Genomic DNA, 17,242 nt, shown 5'->3' on the forward strand with positions numbered 1-17,242 from the left:
CCGGCCGGGTCAGAACAGCACGCTCATGAACGCGCCGACCTCGCGGAAGCCGACCCGGCGGTAGGCGGCGCGGGCGCGGATGTTGAAGTCGTTGACGTACAGCGAGACGACGGGGGCGACCTCGGCGAGGGCGGTGTTGACGACGGCAGCCATGCCGGTCTCGGAGAGCCGCCTGCCGCGGTGCTCGGGGGCCACCCAGACGCCCTGGATCTGGCAGGCGCCGAGGGTGACGGCGCCGATCTCGGCCTTGAAGACCACCTTGCCGTCCTGGTCGAACCGGGCGAACGAGCGCCCGGTGGAGACCAGTTCGGCGACCCGGGCCTGGTAGAGCAGCCCGCCGTCGCCGGCCAGCGGGGAGATGCCGACCTCCTCGGTGAACATGGCCACGCAGGCGGGCATCAGCGCCTCGATCTCGGCGCGTTCGACCCGGCGCACCAGCGGGTCGGGTTCGACCTCGGTGACGGGCGTGGAGGTGGCCATCAGCGGCTGGTGGGCGCGGACGTCGCGGGCCGGGCCCCAGGAGCGCTCCAGCAGCGCCCAGAGGGTCGCGGTGGCCTCGGCGGGGCCGACGATGGAGGAGCAGCGGCGGCCCTGCCGGCGGGCCCGTTCGGCGAAGGCCCGGACGGCCTCGGGCCCGGCGCTGACCGGGACGAGGTTGGCACCGGCGTAGCAGAGCGCGTCGAGCCGGCCGTCGGCGTCGTGCCAGCCCCACATCTCGCCGCCGAGCCGCCAGGGGTCGAGGCCGACGGCCTCCACCCGGGTGGCGACGAAGGCGTTGGCGACGGGGTCGCGGTGCAGGATCTCCAGCGCCTCGTCGAGGTCGGGGGCCTCCAGCACGCGGGTGGCGGCGAGCGCCCGGGCGGCCTGGAACGGGCCGGGCAGCATCACACCTCGGTCGAGCACGGGTGGCACCTCTCGAACGGGCGGGACCGCCCCTGCCGGGCGGCCCCGCCGGGGGGCTTCAGACCGTCACTCGGCGGCCACGACGACGGGGGCGCCGGATTCCACGCCCTCCTCCTGCATCTGCTCGGCCAGCTTCATGGCCTCCTCGATCAGGGTCTCGACGATCTTCGACTCGGGGACGGTCTTGATCACCTCGCCCTTGACGAAGATCTGGCCCTTGCCGTTGCCGGAGGCGACGCCGAGGTCGGCCTCGCGGGCCTCGCCGGGGCCGTTGACGACGCAGCCCATGACGGCGACCCGCAGCGGCACCTCCATGCCCTCCAGGCCGGCGGTGACCTCCTCGGCGAGCTTGTAGACGTCGACCTGGGCGCGGCCGCAGGACGGGCAGGAGACGATCTCCAGGCCGCGCTGACGGAGGTTCAGCGACTCCAGGATCTGGATGCCGACCTTGATCTCCTCGGCCGGCGGGGCGGAGAGCGAGACCCGGATGGTGTCGCCGATGCCCTCGGCCAGCAGCGCGCCGAACGCCACCGCGGACTTGATGGTGCCCTGGAAGGCGGGGCCGGCCTCGGTGACGCCCAGGTGCAGCGGGTAGTCGCAGGCGGCGGCGAGCTGCCGGTAGGCGTTGATCATCACGACCGGGTCGTTGTGCTTGACCGAGATCTTGATGTCGCGGAAGTCGTGCTCCTCGAACAGCGAGCACTCCCAGAGCGCGGACTCCACCAGCGCCTCGGGGGTGGCCCGGCCGTACTTCTCCAGCAGGCGCTTGTCGAGCGAACCGGCGTTGACGCCGATCCGGATCGGCACGCCGGCGTCCTTGGCGGCCTTGGCGATCTCGCCGACCTTGTCGTCGAACGCCTTGATGTTGCCGGGGTTGACGCGGACGGCGGCGCAGCCGGCGTCGATCGCGGCGAACACGTACTTCGGCTGGAAGTGGATGTCGGCGATCACCGGGATCTGCGACTTCCTCGCGATGATCGGCAGCGCGTCGGCGTCGTCCTGCGAGGGGACGGCGACCCGGACGATCTGGCAGCCCGAGGCGGTCAGCTGGGCGATCTGCTGGAGGGTCGCGTTGACGTCGGAGGTGAGCGTGGTGGTCATCGACTGCACCGAGACCGGCGCGTCGCCGCCGACCGGCACGTTGCCGACCATGATCTGACGCGAGTGGCGGCGCTGGGCCAGCGGCTTGAGCGGCAGGGAGGGGATACCGAGCGAGATCGCGGTCATGTGCGCAGTTTTTCCTCTGGAGAGGTCGGTGAGCCGGGGCGCACCGCGGTGGCGGGGGCGCCCGGCGTCCAACGGTACGGCACGGCCGGGTGGCGGGGCACACCCGGCCGTGGATGGCGCGCGGCGCTAGTTGATGCGCACCGGGTTGACGATGTCGGCGGCCATCACGAGGCCGGTGAAGCAGATGAAGACGCCGGCGACCACGTAGGCCAGCGGCATCAGCCGGGCCACGTCGAACGGGCCGGGGTCGGGGCGGCGCAGCAGCTTGGCGAGGTTGCGGCGCAGCGACTCCCAGAGCGCGCCGGCGATGTGGCCGCCGTCCAGCGGCAGCAGCGGGAGCATGTTGAACAGGAACAGCATCAGGTTGATGCCGGCCAGCAGCTGCACCGAGAAGGCGAGCCGCTGGGTGGCGGGCAGGTCCATCGAGAACACGTCGCCGCCGAGCCGGGCGGCGCCGACCATGCCGATCGGCGAGTCGGCGTCGCGCGGGGTGCCGTCGACCACGGCGTGCCACAGGCCGGGGATCTTGCCGGGCAGCTGGGTGAGCGACTCGACGCTGTGCCGGGCCATCGTCGCCATCTGCTCGGTGCTCTCGCCGAGCGACATGTGGTGCACGCCGGTGGCGGGGGTGATGCCGAGGAAGCCGGCGGTGACGGTCTGGCCCTTGACCGGGTTGTTGTCCTTGTCGTACGCCTGCAGGGTGTTGGTCTTGATCGCGGCGGACAGCGTCTGCTCGCCGCCGTCGCGGTGCCGGACCAGGATGTCGACCTGCTTGCCCGCGGAGTCCCGGATCAGGTTCTGCAGCTGCGGGTAGTCGTGGATCGGCACGCCGCCGAAGCCGAGCACGGTGTCACCGGCCCGCAGGCCCGCCAGGTTGGCCGGGGACTTCTCGGCGCCCTGCCCGCAGTCGTCGGTCTTGGCGCTGACCGGGACGACGCACTCGCTGACCTCCTGCACGGTCGGCACGGCCTGCTGCACGCCGATGCCCATGAAGAGCGCGAGGAACAGGCCGAGCGACAGGATCAGGTTCATGCCCGGGCCGGCGAACATCACGATGACGCGCTTCCACGGCTTGCGGGTGTAGAACAGCCGGGTCTCGTCGCCGGGCTGGAGCTCCTCGTAGGAGGCCTCCCGGGCGTCCTCGATCATGCTCCGCCAGGGCGAGGAGGAGCGTTTCGCTATCCGGCCGTCCGCGCCGGGCGGGAACATGCCGATCATCCGGATGTAGCCGCCGAACGGGATCGCCTTGAGGCCGTACTCCGTCTCACCGCGCCTAGTCGACCAGATGGTCCGGCCGAAGCCGACCATGTACTGCGGCACCCGGATGCCGAACAGCTTCGCGGTGGACAGGTGGCCGAGCTCGTGCCAGGCGATCGAGAAGAGCAGCCCGACCACGAAGATCAGGACGCCCAGCACCCACATCAGCTTGTCCACCGCGTCGCCTCCGTCGTACCTAACCTGCCGCCAGTTCCCGGGCCCGGGCGCGGGCCCAGTGCTCAGCCTGGAGTACGTCCTCCACCGTGAGCGAAGTTCCCGCCGCCGGGGTGCCGTGTTCGGCGACCACCTTCGCCACAGTGTCCACGATTCCGGTGAAGGGCAGCGCGCCGTTCAGAAAAGCGTCCACACATTCCTCGTTCGCGGCGTTGAAGACCGCGGGGGCCGTCCCGCCGAGCGTACCCACCTCGCGGGCCAGCTCGACCGCCGGGAAGGCCGCGTCGTCCAGCGGGAAGAACTCCCAGGTCGCGGCCTTGGTCCAGTCGCAGCCGGGCGCGGCGTCGGGCACCCGGTCGGGCCAGCCGAGGCCCAGCGCGATCGGCATCCGCATGTCCGGCGGGCTGGCCTGGGCGAGCGTGGAGCCGTCCGTGAACTCCACCATCGAATGAACGACCGACTGCGGATGGACCACCACCTCGATCCGGTCGAAGGGCACGTCGTACAGCAGGTGGGCCTCGATCACCTCCAGGCCCTTGTTCACCAGGGTCGCCGAGTTGATCGTCACCACCGGGCCCATCGCCCAGGTCGGGTGGGCCAGCGCCTCGGCCGGGGTGACGCCCGCCAGCTGCTCGCGGGTGCGGTCGCGGAACGGGCCGCCGCTGGCGGTCACCACCAGCTTGCGGACCTCGGCGCGGGTGCCGCCGGCCAGCGCCTGGAACAGCGCGGCGTGCTCGGAGTCCACCGGCACGATCTGGCCGGGCCTGGCGACCGCCTTCACCAGCGGGCCGCCGACGATCAGCGACTCCTTGTTGGCCAGCACCAGCACCCGGCCGGCCCGCAGCGCGGCCAGCGTCGGCGCCAGGCCGATCGAGCCGGTGATGCCGTTCAGCACCGAGTGGCACTCCGTCGCGGCCAGTTCGGTCGCCGCGTCCGGGCCCGCCAGCACCTCGGGCAGCGGGGCCCCGCCGGCCCGCGCGGCCAGCGCGGCGCGCAGCGGCCCGGCGGCGGCCGGGTCGGCCACCGCCACGGTGCGCACGCCCAGCGCGACGGCCTGCTCGGCGAGCAGCTCGACCCGGCCACCGGCCGCCGACAGGGCCACCACCCTGAACCGGTCGGGGTTGCGGAGCACCACGTCGATGGCCTGGGTGCCGATCGAACCGGTCGAGCCCAGGATGACCAACTCCCGGGGGCCGTCCGGGTCCTGCACGGCCGGAGTGAAGCGCGACTGCGGATGGGCGAGCGAGTTCATGCCCCCCATTGTGTCCTGCCGCCGGCCCTGCCCCGGCCCGGGACGGGGCCGGGTCGGCAGCCGGACGGCCGGACGGCCGGACGCCCCGCCGGGCCGCGGGGAGGCGGCGGGGCGGGGCGTCGGGACACCCGGGAAGGGCGCAGGAGCGCTCGGCGGGCCTCGCGGGGGCCGCTCAGAGGTCGAGGCCGGTGAGGACCAGCACCTTCTCGAAGGTGAAGTCGTCCATCGCGTAGCGCACGCCCTCGCGGCCCACGCCGGAGTCCTTCACGCCGCCGTACGGCATCTGGTCGGCCCGGTAGGACGGCGCGTCGCCGATGATCACGCCGCCGACCTCCAGCTCCCGGTGGGCCCGGAACGCGGTCTGCACGTCGTGCGTGAACACGCCCGCCTGGAGGCCGAACGCCGAGTCGTTGACCGCGGCGAACGCCTCCTCGGTGCCCTCCACCCGGTGCAGCGACAGCACCGGGCCGAACACCTCGGCGGTGGCCAGGATCGCGTCCGCGGGCAGCTCCGCCAGCACGGTCGGCGCGTACGCCGCACCGTCCCGGCTGCCGCCGGTGAGCACCTTGGCGCCCTTGGCGACCGCGTCCTCCACCCAGGACTCGACGCGCTCGGCGGCCTTCCGGTCCACCAGCGGGCCGACGTCGGTGGCCTCGTCGGACGGGTCGCCGGTGACCTGGGCGCCCACCTTGGCGACGACCTTCTCCACCAGGCGGTCGTAGACGCTCGCGTCGGCGATCACCCGCTGCACCGAGATGCAGGACTGGCCGCCCTGGTAGTTGGCGAACAGCGCGATCCGGCTCGCCGCCCAGTCGAGGTCCGCCTCGGAGTTCCAGTCGGCCAGCACCACGGCCGCGGCGTTGCCGCCGAGCTCCAGGGTGACGTGCTTGCGCGGCACCGAGTCCATGATCTGGTAGCCGACCTTGTCCGAACCGGTGAACGAGATCACCGGCAGGCGGGTGTCCTGCACCAGGGCCGGCATCTTGGCGTTCTCCACCGGCAGCACGCTCCAGGAGCCGGCCGGCAGGTCGGTCTCGGCCAGGATCTCGCCCAGCACCAGGGCGGAGAGCGGGGTGGCCGGGGCGGGCTTGAGGACGATCGGGGCGCCCACCGCGATCGCCGGGGCGACCTTGTGCGCCACCAGGTTCAGCGGGAAGTTGAACGGGGCGATGCCGAGCACCGCGCCGCGCGGGAAGCGCCGCACGATCGCGTACCGGCCGGTGCCGCCCGGGTCGGTGTCCAGCCGCAGGGTCTCGCCGTTGGTCCGGCGGGCCTCCTCGGCGGCCCAGCGGAACACCGACACCGCGCGGCCGACCTCGCCGCGCGCCCACTTGATCGGCTTGCCGTTCTCGGCGGTGATCAGCCGGGCGATCTCCTCGGTGCGCTCGGCCAGCCGCCTGGCGACGTGGTCCAGCGCGCCCGCCCGCTGGTGCGCCGGGGTCGCGGCGAACACCGGTACCGCGGCGGCGGCGGCCGCGACGGCCTCCTCCACCTGCGCGTCGGTCGGCACGCTGACCTTCGCCACCAGACTGTCGTCGTGCGGGTGGCGGACCTCGAACTCCGCCTCGCCGCTCGCCCGCCGCCCGGCCAGCCAGAACTCATGAGTGGTGGTCACGGTCGCACCGGCCCCTTCCCTCGAAGACTTGTCGCCTTCACGGTAGGGGGAGGGAAGCGGGTTTCCGATTGGACGGACGGGACGAAAAGTCAGGTCCGATTAGTACGCCGCGGACACGGCCGTCCGGGTGCGCGCCCGCCCCCCGTCCGCGCTCCGCCCGCCCCTCGCCCGCCCCCGGTCAGTCCTCGCCGGAGCGCAGCGCCAGCCACAGCTCCATCCGGACGTCGGTGTCGTCCAGCGAGCGCCCGAGCAGCTCCTCGACCCGCCGCATCCGGTAGCGCAGCGTGTGCCGGTGCACGCCCAGGTCGGCCGCGGCGGCGTCCCACTGGCCGTGCCGGGAGAGCCAGGCGCGCAGCGAGGCGACCAGGTCGCCGCGGGCGGTGCGGTCGTGCTCGCGCAGCGGGCGCAGCAGGCCCTCGGCGAAGGCGGTGACGGCCTCCTCGCCGAGCAGCGGCAGCAGCGAGCCGGCGCCGACCTCCTCGTGGTCGACGGTGCGGCGGCCGCCGCGCTGGGCGACCGCCAGGGCCCGTTCGGCCTGGGCGTGCGCGGTGCCGGCGTCCTCCAGCGCGGCGGGGGCGGAGACGCCCAGCGCCAGGCCCTCGTGCTCCTCGACGGCGCCCAGGCAGGCCCGGTGCGCCGAGCCGTTGTCCAGTGCGAGCACCGTCAGCCGCGGCCCGTGCGCGCCGTCCTCGCGGGCCACCAGCAGCTTCTCGCCGACCTTGCCGCCCGCGTTCTCGGCCCGGTCGCCCAGCTCGCCGAGCGCCTCCGCCGCCTCCGGGCCGGGCCCGGCGGCGGCCACCAGCACCCGGACGGTGCCCTCGGGCAGGCCGCCGAACAGCCCGGTGGCGACCTGCCGGGCGGTGCCGACCTCTCCGGCCAGCACCATCCGCAGCAGCGCGGCGCCCATCTTCTCCTCGGCCTGCCGCAGCTCGCGCGAGCGCTCCAGGGTGAGGGTGAGCAGCGCGACGGCGGCGTTCAGCACGTACCGCTCGGTCGGGGTGATCCGGTCCTCGGTGCCGACCGCGAGGAAGCCGCGCGGGCGGCGGTCGGCGCCCAGCGACTGGACCACCACGTAGTCCTCGTCGGCGGTGTCGATCGTCCCGGCCCGGCCCTGCAGGGCGGCGCTGGACGGGGCGGGGCGGCGGCGCAGCCGGTCCACCTCGGCGGCCAGCCGGCCGGCCCGGCGGGCGGCCCAGTCCGGGGCGACCGCGGACAGCGCGCCGGAGCCGTCGTACAGCGCGGCCCAGCCGCCCAGCCGGGCCGCCAGGCGGCGCACGATCGCGGTGGTGCCGTCCTTGCCGAGCGCGGCCCGGGTCAGCTCCTCCTGCGCCTCGAAGCTGGTGGTGACGGCCTCGTACTGCTCGGCGGCCAGCGCGGCCGAGACGGTCTTGGAGATCGCGATGAACGGCGTCGCCTCGGGCACCCGCAGCAGCGGCAGCCCGCGCTGGGCGGCGGCCTCCACCAGGGCCTGCGGCACCTCGCTGTGCGAGAGGCCCACGCCCAGCCCGAGGCCGACCACGCCCGCGTCGGCCAGCCGGTGCACGTACGCCTGCAGCTTGGCGGCGCTCCTGCCCAACTTGATGCCGGTGGTGAGGAGCAGCTCGCCGCCCTCGAGGAACGGGGTGGGGTCGTCCAGCTCGCTGGTGTGGACCCAGCGGACGGGTCGCTCCAGGTGGTCCGCGCCGGCCAGCACCGTCAGGTGGAGCGCGGAGGTCCGGACGACGGAGGCGAGAGTGGGGGGCATGGCACCTTCGGTGGTTCGACCTGGCCGCGCCGTTGCGGCCGGGCGAGTGAGGGTTCTCCTCCCATTATGGACGCTCCGGACAAGCCGGGGCGCCGGAATCCGCCGGTCCGTAGCTTTCGTGACCCAAATGCTCTCGTGGCCGGCTGGTCGGCCGGCCGGCCGGTCGGGCTCAGTGCCGCAGGTCGACCAGCAGCGGCGGCACCTGCTCGCCCGTCACCGAGGTCAGCGAGATCACCGCGTGCCCGGACGGCAGCGCGTGCGCCAGGTCGGACGGCGACCAGCGGTGCCGCTCGACGTCCCGGGTGGTGACCGACTCGGTCTGCGCGGTGGTGCCGGACAGCGCCTTGCGCAGCAGCCGGCCGGCCCGGCGAACCGTTCCTCCCGAGGTGTCCGGGACGTGCGTGACGGCGGTCTCCCTGACCAGGTGGGTGCCCCACGCCTCGGAGAACAGCCGGCCGTCCCAGGGCGCGATGCCGGGGAACGCCATCCGGTTGCCGACCGCGCCGAACAGCGGCGCGCGCAGCGCCTCCGGCAGGTCGGACAGCGTGCGCAGCAGCAGCAGCACCCCGGCGTTGGCCCCGCGCAGCCGCTGGACGCCGCGGATCGCCTGCGCGTCGACGGCGGCGGTGGCGTCGTCCAGCACCATCCCGGCGAACAGCTCGCGGTCCCGGCGGTCGGCGGCGGCCTGGGTGAACTGGCCCAGCAGCAGCCGCGACAGGATCCGGGCGGCCTCCGGGTGGCTGCGCTCGGGCAGCTTCACCCGCACCCGCAGCGGGTGCTCCAGGGCGCGCATCGCGAACGCCGGCTTGGCGTCCGGGCCGCCGGAGAACCCGGCCGCCAGCGCGGGCCGGTCCAGCAGCGCGAGCCGGTCCGCCAGCAGCGCGCCCGGGTCGTCGGCCCGGCCGTGCATCCGCTCGCGCTGCTGCAGGTCCGCCTCGAACTCCGGCCACCGCCCCGACTTCCGCAGCCGCTCGGCGAGCTCCGCCCAGCCCTCCGTGTCCCCCGCCAGCAGCGCCCGCAGCGCCCGCACCCCCGGGTAGCCGCCGTACGCCGCCCGGTACGGCCCGACCACCTGCTGCATCGCGGCCCGGGCGCTCTCCGCGCGCGGCGCCAGCTCGTCCGGCAGCAGCGCGTCGGCCAGCCGGGCCGCCGCCTCGTCCGAGTGCGGCGCCGCACCGTACAGGTCCAGGCCGTACGGGGCGTCCGGGTCGCCGGGGGCGATCACCACGTCGTACCAGTCGTCCGGCCCGAGGTCCGCGTCGGCCGCGCCGACCACCACCGCGCAGGCCGCGCCCGCCAGCGCCTGCAGGCACAGCGCCTCGGCGACCGGGCGGGCCAACGAGGCGGTCTTGCCGGTGCCGGCCGGGCCGACCGCCAGCAGCGAGGTGCCCAGCACCCGCGGGTCCAGCGCGAAGCCGGCGTTCCGGTGCGTCACCGGGTTCTTCGGCACGTCCTGCGCCGTGCCCAGCCGCACCTGGCGCACCAGCAGGTCGTGCCGCGCCGTCCGCCCGCCCGGCAGGTCCCGCTGCTCGGACGGGTGCGCGCACGCCGCCGCGCCCCGGGCCGCCACCTGCGCGGCGAACTCCCGCCACGCGACCGGGTCCCCGCCCACCGTCCGCCACGCCTGGTGCAGCCGCACGTAGTCCACGTCCCCGACCGGCTCCCCCTCCAGCCGGCGCACCGCGTCCCCGGCCGGCCGCAGCTCGGCCCAGACGTCGACGGCAGGGGTCTGCTCGGGGGCGGAGGGCGTCTCGGTGACGGTGCGGGAGAGCAGTGGGAGCAGGAAGCGGCGGCCGACCTCGCGCCAGCCGCCCATGTGTCCGAAGAACCTGATCACCCCGGCGATGATCAGCAGGTTCACCAGGAGCGCGATCAGGATGGTCGGGATCTCCGAGAGGGAACCGAGGCCGAGCAGGCCGAGGCCGGACAGCGCGAACCCCCGGCCGTAGATGAACACCAGCCAGGCCGCCACCAGGTTCAGCGCCGCCCGCAGCAGCAGCGGCCCCGCCGGGGTCCCCGCCTGTTCGGCGGCCTTCGGGTCGTGCGGGGTGTGGTGCTGCCGGTAGATGCCGGGGGCGGCCTCGGGGCGGGGGGCGGTGGCCCAGGTGGGGAGGTGGAAGGGGGCGCGGGGCGGGGGGAGATGGGGATGGGTGTGTCGGGTTCTCGGGTCGTTCAGTTCCACTTCGGGCCCCTCCTACGTTGCCGGCGGTGCCATACCCGCATCGCCGTCCCACCGACACACCCGGGGGCCAATGTAGTGGAGTGCGCGGGCGCGCAGCCGATCTTCGGCCACTGGCCGCGTCGGACAATTCGGGCGGCCCAGCAGTACCGAGTGGCGCATGCCCGGGCCGCGGGGCCGGTCGTAGCCTGCGGGTACCGCGTCAAGAACTTGGAGAAGACAGATGAGCGCTGCAACTCCGCTCCCGCAGGAGCGCCGCCTGGTCACCGCGATCCCCGGCCCGAAGTCGCAGGAGCTGCAGTCGCGCAAGCTCGGCGCGGTGCCGGCGGGCGTGGGCACCACGCTGCCGGTGTACGTGTCGCGGGCCGGCGGCGGCGTGCTGGAGGACGTGGACGGCAACAGCCTGATCGACTTCGGTTCGGGCATCGCCGTGACGAACGTGGGCAACAGCGCCGCCGCGGTGGTGGCGCGGGCGACCGAGCAGCTGGCCGCGTTCACGCACACCTGTTTCATGGTGACCCCGTACGAGGGCTACGTGGCGGTGGCGGAGCAGCTGAACGAGCTGACCCCGGGCGACCACGACAAGCGCACCGCGCTGTTCAACTCGGGCGCCGAGGCGGTGGAGAACGCGGTGAAGATCGCCCGCGCCTACACCAAGCGGACCGCCGTGGTGGTGTTCGACCACGGCTACCACGGCCGGACCAACCTGACCATGGGCCTGACCGCGAAGAACATGCCGTACAAGCAGGGCTTCGGCCCGTTCGCGCCGGAGATCCACCGCGTCCCGGTGGCGTACCCGTACCGCTGGCTGACCGGCGCGGAGAACTGCGCCGCCGAGGCCGCCGCGCAGGCGATCGAGGTCATCACCAAGCAGATCGGCGCGGAGAACGTCGCGGCGATCATCATCGAGCCGATCCAGGGCGAGGGCGGCTTCATCGAGCCGGCCAAGGGCTTCCTGCCGGCGATCGTGGAGTTCGCGAAGGCGAACGGGATCGTGTTCGTGGCGGACGAGATCCAGACCGGTTTCTGCCGCACCGGCGAGTGGTTCGCGTGCGAGGACGAGGGCATCGTCCCGGACCTGATCACCACCGCGAAGGGCATCGCCGGCGGCCTGCCGCTGGCGGCGGTGACCGGCCGGGCCGAGATCATGGACGCGGCGCACTCGGGCGGCCTGGGCGGCACCTACGGCGGCAACCCGGTGGCCTGCGCGGCCGCGCTGGGCGCGATCGAGACCATGAAGTCCGAGGACCTGAACGGCAAGGCGCGCCGGATCGGCGAGGTCATGCTGGGCCGGCTGCGGGCCATGCAGGAGAAGTACGACGTGATCGGCGAGGTCCGCGGCCGCGGCGCGATGGTCGCGGTGGAGCTGGTGAAGCCGGGCGGCAAGGAGCCGAACCCGGAGGTGACCGCGGCGATCGCGAAGGCGTGCCACGCGGAGGGCCTGGTGGTGCTGACCGCCGGCACCTACGGCAACGTGCTGCGCTTCCTGCCGCCGCTGGTGATCCCGGAGCACCTGCTGGCCGAGGGCCTGGACATCCTGGAGTCGGCCTTCGCCGGCGCCTGACCCCGGCCGGTCGCGGAACCCGCCGGGGCCGGCCCCGGCGGGTTCCGCCGCACGGGTGGAGGTTGCTCCACCGGTGGTGAAGATGCTGTGGATGCCGGCCGGTCCGCCCTTCCGGGAGCCGGCTTTGACGTACTGTCATCACAGATGGACAGCGAACCGCACGCACTGCCCACAACCCCGTCCGCCGCTGAGGCGGACGCACATGAACGATCGACCGGCCGTCCCGCCCACACCCCCCGGGCCGCACGGCGCGGCGATCACCTTGGCCGCCCCGGAGCTCTCCCCCCTGCTCCGGGGCGGCCGATTTTCGCCGTCCTGGCGGCGGCGCTGGCGGTGCTGCTGGCCGCGGTCTCCTGGCAGGTCGCGGTGGACGGGCCGCTGCTGGGGGTCGACACGGCGGTGCGCGACGGGGTGCGGCACGTCCGCCGGGCGATCGGCTCGCCGCTGCTGAACCACCTGGGCGTGGCGCTGTCCGACCTGGGCGGCGGGACGGTCGCGGTCCCGGTGCTGCTGGGGTGCGCGGGCCTGGCGGCCTGGCTGGCCCGGCGCGGCGGGCGTCCGCGCTGGTGGGTGCCGGTGCCGGTGGCGGTGGCGGCCGCGGTGCTGATCCCGCTGCTGGTGGTGCCCGCGAAGGTCTGGTTCGCCCGCCCGGGCCCGTACGGGGTGCCGCTGGCCGGGTCCCAGTGGGGCTGGTACCCGTCGGGGCACACCGCGACCTCGTCGATCGCGTACGGGACGGCGGCGCTGCTGCTGGCCCGGGTGCTGTCGGTGGCGGCCGGGCGGCGGGTGGGCGCGCTGGCCTCGCTGGTCTGCCTGGGCGTGGGGGCGGGCCTGGTGTGGAGCGACTTCCACTGGCTGCTGGACGTGCTGGCCAGCTGGTGCCTGGCCGGTCTGCTGCTGCTCGGGCTGCACCTGCTGCTGCCGCGCCTGCTCCCCGAACGCCCGCGCACCTGACGCCCGCGCACCTGACGCCCCGCCAGGACTCCCACGGCCGGGGCCGGTCAGCCCTCCTCGGCGGCGAGGCGCTGGACGGTGCCGGCCGCGCCGCTCTCGCGCTGCCAGGCGACGACCAGCTCGTCGCGGGTGCCGAAGCGGACCAGGTGGCGGCCGACCACGTCCTCCAGCTGGTCGAGGCTCTCCTCGGCGCCCTCGACGGCGAGCAGCAGCGCGCCCTCCTCGGCGGTGAGCTCGGCCCGACCGGCACCGAAGGCGAGCGAGCCGCGGCCGGTCTCCTCCGACCACTCGGCGGGAACCTTGCGGCCCATGTGAGCGGCGAGCTGCTTGGCGTAGCGGGCGGGGCGGTCGGTGCTGACGCGGGCGGTGGAGCGGGCCATGACGGACTCCTTGCGAACTGCGGACACGAATGACTCGGATGACTTAGGCTGCCCTAAGCTACTCGATTGCTGAGCCAAGCTCAACATGTTATCGAGGCGAGATCGGTCACCCTCCGTACCGGCCCCGACCCGCCCGCTACCCTGTGCCCATGACCTCCCCCGGCCCCGCCGACACCGCAGCGGAACTCGCCGACGCGCTCACCCGGGCGATGAAGCGGATCCGCCGGCGGACCATGCAGCGGCTGGAGCCGTACGGCATCACCCCCGCCCAGGGCCGGGCCCTGCGCACCCTCGCCCACGCGCCCGGCTGCGAGAGCGCCGAGACCATGCGGCTGAGCGAACTCGCCGAGCGGCTGCACATCGCCCCGCGCTCCGCCACCACCGTGGTCGACGCCCTGGAGGAGGCCGGCCTGGTCGCCCGCACCCCCGACCCGGCCGACCGCCGCGCGGTGCGGCTGGTGCTCACCGAGGACGGGCACGGCGCGCTGGAGCGGATCTCCCGGGTCCGGCACGAGGTCGCCCAGGAGTACTTCGGCCCGGTCAGCCCTGCCGAGCAGGACGCCCTGCTGCGGGCGCTGCGGCACGCCGAGGAAGCCTACGAAGCCGGTCCCACCCCGTAGCGGGCACCGCCCCCAGCCCGATCCCGGCGATCACCAGCACCGTCGCCGCCCCGGCCGGCAGGCCGAACCGCTCGCCGAGCAGCAGCGCCGCCGAGGACATCCCGAACACCGGCACCAGCAGCGAGTACGGGGCCACCACCGAGGCGTCGTAGCGGCGCAGCAGGTGGCTCCAGGCGACGAACGCGAACAGCGTGGACACCAGGCCGACGTACAGCACCACCCCGACGCCCGACCAGCTGATCCCGCGCAGCGCGGCCAGGTCCGCGTCCGGGCCCTCGACCAGCAGTGACAGCCCCAGCAGCGGCAGCGGCGGCACCGCGGAGACCCACACCATCCAGCGCAGCGCGTCCGGCGGGGCGGCCCGGCGGGTCAGCACGTTGGCCAGGCCCCAGGCCACCGCCGCGCCGATCACCAGCGCGAACGCCCCCACCGGGCCGCCCGCGCCCCGGTCGACGGCGGCCAGCGCGATCCCGGCGAACGCCACCACCAGCCCGACCACCCGCAGCCGGGCCGGCCGCTCGCCCAGCAGTCCGGCGGCGAACAGCGCGGTGAACCCGGCCTGCCCCTGCAGCACCAGCGAGGACAGCCCGGCCGGCATCCCGGCGTGCATGCCGAGGAACAGCAGCCCGAACTTCACCACCCCGAGCGCCAGCCCGACCCCCAGCACCCACCGCCACGCCACCCGCGGCGGGCCGACCAGGAACACCGCGGGCAGCGCCACCACGGCGAACCGCAGCGCGCAGAACAGCAGCGGCGGGAAGTCGTGCAGACCGACCTCGATCAGCACGAAGTTCAGGCCCCAGACGGCGGCGACCAGCACGGCCAGGGCGATGTGACGGGGCGGCATGGCGGAGGAGGGCGGCATGCCCCGAGCATCCCCCGCACCGACCGTTCAGCACCAGCGACGATTCCTCAACCCCATCGTTTAGCATCGCTGCATGATGGATCTGGGACGCCTGCGCGCCCTGCACGCGGTCGCCGTGCACGGCTCGGTCGGCGGGGCCGCCGCGGCCCTCGGCTTCACCCCGTCCGCGATCTCCCAGCAGATCGCCAAACTCGAACGCGAGACCCGCACCGTCCTGCTCGAACGCCAGGGCCGGGGCGTCCAGTTGACCGACGCCGCCCGGCAGCTCGCGGACACCGCGCAGCGCGTCCTGGCCCTGGTCGAACAGGCCGAGGTGACGCTGGAGGAACAGCACGGCCGGGCCGCCGGACGGCTGCTGGTGGCCGCCTTCCCCACCGCGGCCCGCGGCCTGCTGCCCGTCGTCCTCGCCGAACTGCACACCACCTGCCCCGAGTTGGACGTCCGACTGCTGGAGAGTGACCCCTACCCGGCGGCCGAGCTGGTGGCCCGCGGCGAGGTCGACCTGGCGGTCGTGCAGGACTGGGAGACCGTCCCGCTGCCGGTGCAGGACGGCCTCGACCGGCTCGACCTCGGGGAGGACCCGGTCGACCTGCTGCTGCCCGCCGGGCACCCGCTGGCCGCGCTGGACGCCGTCCCGGTGCCGGCGCTGCGCGGTCAGCGCTGGATCAGCGTGCCGCCCGGCAACATCTGCCACGACTGGCTGCTGCGCACCATGCGGGAGACCGGCGAGGAACCGGACGTCGCCCACCGGGTCGGCGAGTTCCAGACCCAGCTCGCCCTGATCGCCGCCGGCCTGGGCCTCGGCCTGATCCCCCGCCTGGGCCGCGGCCCCCTCCCGCCCGGCACCACCGCCCGCCCCGTCACCCCCGAACCCGTCCGCCGCGTCTACGCCCTCTGGCGCACCCAGACCTCCCGCCGCCCCGCCGTCACCGCCACCCTCACCGCCCTGCGCCACCACTGGAACGCCCTGGCCGAGAGCTGAGCCGCCGACCTCCTACGCCAACCCCACCACCAACCACATGAGCCCCACCCCGCCGAAGGCGCCCCCGCCCTCCACCGTCACGCCAACCCCACCACCAACCACATGAACCCCACCCCCAGCAGCGTGCACACCAACGTGCCCTTCGACGGGTGCGGGCTGTGGGCCTCGGGCAGGATGTCGGAGGTCGCCAGGTACATCAGGAAGCCGCCGAAGAAGCCGAGGTAGAGCCCGAGCAGCTGTTCCGGGATGGTGAACAGCAGTGTGATCCCGGCCCCGGTGACGGGCGCGAGCGCGTCGGCGAACAGCAGCGCGAGGGCCCGCCGCCGGTTGTTCCCGTACAGCCGGGTGAGGGTGTACGTGTTGAAGCCGTCCGCGAAGTCGTGCGCGACGACGGCGATGGCGACGACCGTGCCGACCGTCGTCCCGGCCTGGAACGCGGCGCCGATCGCGAAGCCGTCCATCACGCTGTGCAGGACCAGCGCGGAGGCCGCCGCGATCCCGACGCCCTGCTCGCGCTGCCGCTCCCCCGGCCCGTGCGCGTGGCCGTGCGCGTGCCCGTGGCTGTGCGCGGCGTACTCGCCCTCGTGGCTGCGGTGGATGGCGACGGAGCGTTCGACCACGTGGATGGCGAGGAACCCGGCGGCGAACATCAGCAGTGCCGCGGGGACGCCGTGGACCTCCTGCGGGGCCTGTTCCAGCGCCTCGGGCAGCAGGTCGAAGGCGACCACGCCGAGCATCAGTCCGGCGGCGAGGCCGAGCACGAGGTGGCGGCGGTCCCCGGTGCGCTGGGCGGCGAACCCGCCGATCAGGGTCATCAGGAACGCGCCCGCGGCGACCAGCACGGCGGTCAGTTTCGGCCTCCCCCGTCACGCTGCCGGGGGCCGGACGGCTGTGCTGACCGCTGCCCACGGGCATCCAGTCCGTCCGGCCCGGGCCGGACGGTGCCGGGCCCTGCGACCAGCCTGCGGGCCCGGGCGGCGGCGCGCCGCCCGGACGGCCCGTCGGGGTGACGCCGGATCAGCTGTCGGACCAACCCCCGGACGGCCGAGGCGTCCCCACCGGCCCCGCCGCCGTCAGTCGTCGCTCGCGGCCCGGTAGACCGCGGCGAGCTGCGGCGCGCCCTGCTCGGCCCAGTCGCGGCCGATCGCGGTGGCGTCGAGTTCGAAGCCGGTGCCGAGCACCATCAGGGGCCGCCCGTCGGCGGCGAGCCGCCAGCGGGCGTCGGGGACCCGGCGGCGGATCACCGTGCCGAGGTAGAGCCCGGCGTCGGTGCCGAGCCACTGGGAGACCTGCCGGTCGTCGCGCCAGCGGGGCAGCAGCTGGTCCAGGGCGGTCAGCGACTCGACGGTGTCGTCGAGGCGGACGCCGGCGGACTCGGCGAGTTCGCGCAGCAGCCCGCACTCGCCGTACATCTCGGTCATCGCCAGTTCGCGGTCGTGCTCGGCCGCCCGCCCGGTCGTCGGTGCGGTCGGGCTCCGGTCGGGCCGGTGGCCGGGGAATCGGTTCTCCACTCCCCCAGCCTGACA

The 17,242-nt window shown here is 74.5% G+C and carries 15 protein-coding genes; 4 read left to right on the forward strand and 11 right to left on the reverse strand.

Annotated elements, in window-relative coordinates; all coding sequences use genetic code 11:
* Positions 1 to 9: 9 nt before the first annotated feature.
* The 7 genes from ACIQVD_RS32540 to ACIQVD_RS32570 all read right to left on the reverse strand — a co-directional run bounded on the left by ACIQVD_RS32540 (position 10) and on the right by ACIQVD_RS32570 (position 10,354).
* Positions 10 to 885, reverse strand: a complete 876-nt coding sequence (locus ACIQVD_RS32540) for a GNAT family N-acetyltransferase (protein ID WP_400693478.1) — start codon at positions 883 to 885, stop codon at positions 10 to 12.
* An 84-nt stretch (positions 886 to 969) separates the two neighbouring features.
* Positions 970 to 2,130: a flavodoxin-dependent (E)-4-hydroxy-3-methylbut-2-enyl-diphosphate synthase gene (ispG, locus tag ACIQVD_RS32545; protein ID WP_033253947.1), complete on the reverse strand. Its 1,161-nt coding sequence runs from the start codon at positions 2,128 to 2,130 to the stop codon at positions 970 to 972.
* Between the two features lie 126 nt (positions 2,131 to 2,256).
* Positions 2,257 to 3,564: a M50 family metallopeptidase gene (locus ACIQVD_RS32550; RefSeq protein WP_402292544.1), complete on the reverse strand. Its 1,308-nt coding sequence runs from the start codon at positions 3,562 to 3,564 to the stop codon at positions 2,257 to 2,259.
* Positions 3,565 to 3,583: 19 nt separating this feature from the next.
* On the reverse strand, positions 3,584 to 4,822 hold the full coding sequence (gene dxr, locus ACIQVD_RS32555; RefSeq protein ID WP_400693435.1) for a 1-deoxy-D-xylulose-5-phosphate reductoisomerase: 1,239 nt from the start codon (positions 4,820 to 4,822) through the stop codon (positions 3,584 to 3,586).
* A gap of 163 nt (positions 4,823 to 4,985) precedes the next feature.
* Positions 4,986 to 6,428, reverse strand: a complete 1,443-nt coding sequence (locus ACIQVD_RS32560; RefSeq protein ID WP_402292545.1) for an aldehyde dehydrogenase family protein — start codon at positions 6,426 to 6,428, stop codon at positions 4,986 to 4,988.
* A gap of 178 nt (positions 6,429 to 6,606) precedes the next feature.
* Positions 6,607 to 8,172 carry a PucR family transcriptional regulator gene (locus ACIQVD_RS32565; RefSeq protein ID WP_400693440.1) on the reverse strand — a complete coding sequence of 522 codons (1,566 nt, stop codon included), beginning with the start codon at positions 8,170 to 8,172 and terminating at the stop codon, positions 6,607 to 6,609.
* Positions 8,173 to 8,341: 169 nt separating this feature from the next.
* Positions 8,342 to 10,354, reverse strand: coding sequence for an ATP-binding protein (locus tag ACIQVD_RS32570; RefSeq protein ID WP_402292546.1), 2,013 nt, complete (start codon positions 10,352 to 10,354; stop codon positions 8,342 to 8,344).
* A 220-nt stretch (positions 10,355 to 10,574) separates the two neighbouring features.
* Between ACIQVD_RS32570 and gabT the strand changes: the two genes are divergently transcribed.
* Positions 10,575 to 11,915 carry a 4-aminobutyrate--2-oxoglutarate transaminase gene (gene gabT / locus ACIQVD_RS32575; RefSeq protein ID WP_100840468.1) on the forward strand — a complete coding sequence of 447 codons (1,341 nt, stop codon included), beginning with the start codon at positions 10,575 to 10,577 and terminating at the stop codon, positions 11,913 to 11,915.
* 333 nt (positions 11,916 to 12,248) lie between these two features.
* Positions 12,249 to 12,869, forward strand: coding sequence for a phosphatase PAP2 family protein (locus ACIQVD_RS32580; RefSeq protein ID WP_400693448.1), 621 nt, complete (start codon positions 12,249 to 12,251; stop codon positions 12,867 to 12,869).
* Between the two features lie 47 nt (positions 12,870 to 12,916).
* On the opposite strand, the gene ACIQVD_RS32585 is transcribed toward ACIQVD_RS32580, so the two are convergent.
* Entirely contained in the window at positions 12,917 to 13,249 is a 333-nt protein-coding gene (locus ACIQVD_RS32585; RefSeq protein ID WP_402292548.1) for a DUF2218 domain-containing protein, read from the reverse strand.
* A gap of 149 nt (positions 13,250 to 13,398) precedes the next feature.
* Between ACIQVD_RS32585 and ACIQVD_RS32590 the strand changes: the two genes are divergently transcribed.
* Positions 13,399 to 13,869, forward strand: a complete 471-nt coding sequence (locus ACIQVD_RS32590) for a MarR family winged helix-turn-helix transcriptional regulator (RefSeq protein WP_100840471.1) — start codon at positions 13,399 to 13,401, stop codon at positions 13,867 to 13,869.
* Here the strand turns inward: ACIQVD_RS32590 and ACIQVD_RS32595 are convergent.
* On the reverse strand, positions 13,790 to 14,716 hold the full coding sequence (locus ACIQVD_RS32595; protein WP_400693481.1) for an EamA family transporter: 927 nt from the start codon (positions 14,714 to 14,716) through the stop codon (positions 13,790 to 13,792). The genes ACIQVD_RS32590 and ACIQVD_RS32595 overlap by 80 nt on opposite strands.
* Before the next feature lie 91 nt (positions 14,717 to 14,807).
* On the opposite strand from ACIQVD_RS32595, the gene ACIQVD_RS32600 reads away from it, so the two are divergent.
* A complete protein-coding gene (locus ACIQVD_RS32600; RefSeq protein WP_402292549.1) occupies positions 14,808 to 15,716 on the forward strand; it encodes a LysR family transcriptional regulator in 909 nt (302 codons plus the stop codon).
* 77 nt (positions 15,717 to 15,793) lie between these two features.
* Here the strand turns inward: ACIQVD_RS32600 and ACIQVD_RS32605 are convergent, their stop codons facing one another.
* Together ACIQVD_RS32605 and ACIQVD_RS32610 are read right to left on the reverse strand one after the other, a co-directional pair.
* Positions 15,794 to 16,531, reverse strand: a complete 738-nt coding sequence (locus tag ACIQVD_RS32605) for a ZIP family metal transporter (protein ID WP_402292556.1) — start codon at positions 16,529 to 16,531, stop codon at positions 15,794 to 15,796.
* A gap of 258 nt (positions 16,532 to 16,789) precedes the next feature.
* Positions 16,790 to 17,227, reverse strand: a complete 438-nt coding sequence (locus tag ACIQVD_RS32610) for a DUF6278 family protein (protein WP_400693456.1) — start codon at positions 17,225 to 17,227, stop codon at positions 16,790 to 16,792.
* Positions 17,228 to 17,242 lie beyond the last annotated feature (15 nt).

The organism is Kitasatospora sp. NPDC090308, assembly GCF_044769485.1.
GTDB lineage: Bacteria > Actinomycetota > Actinomycetes > Streptomycetales > Streptomycetaceae > Kitasatospora > Kitasatospora fiedleri.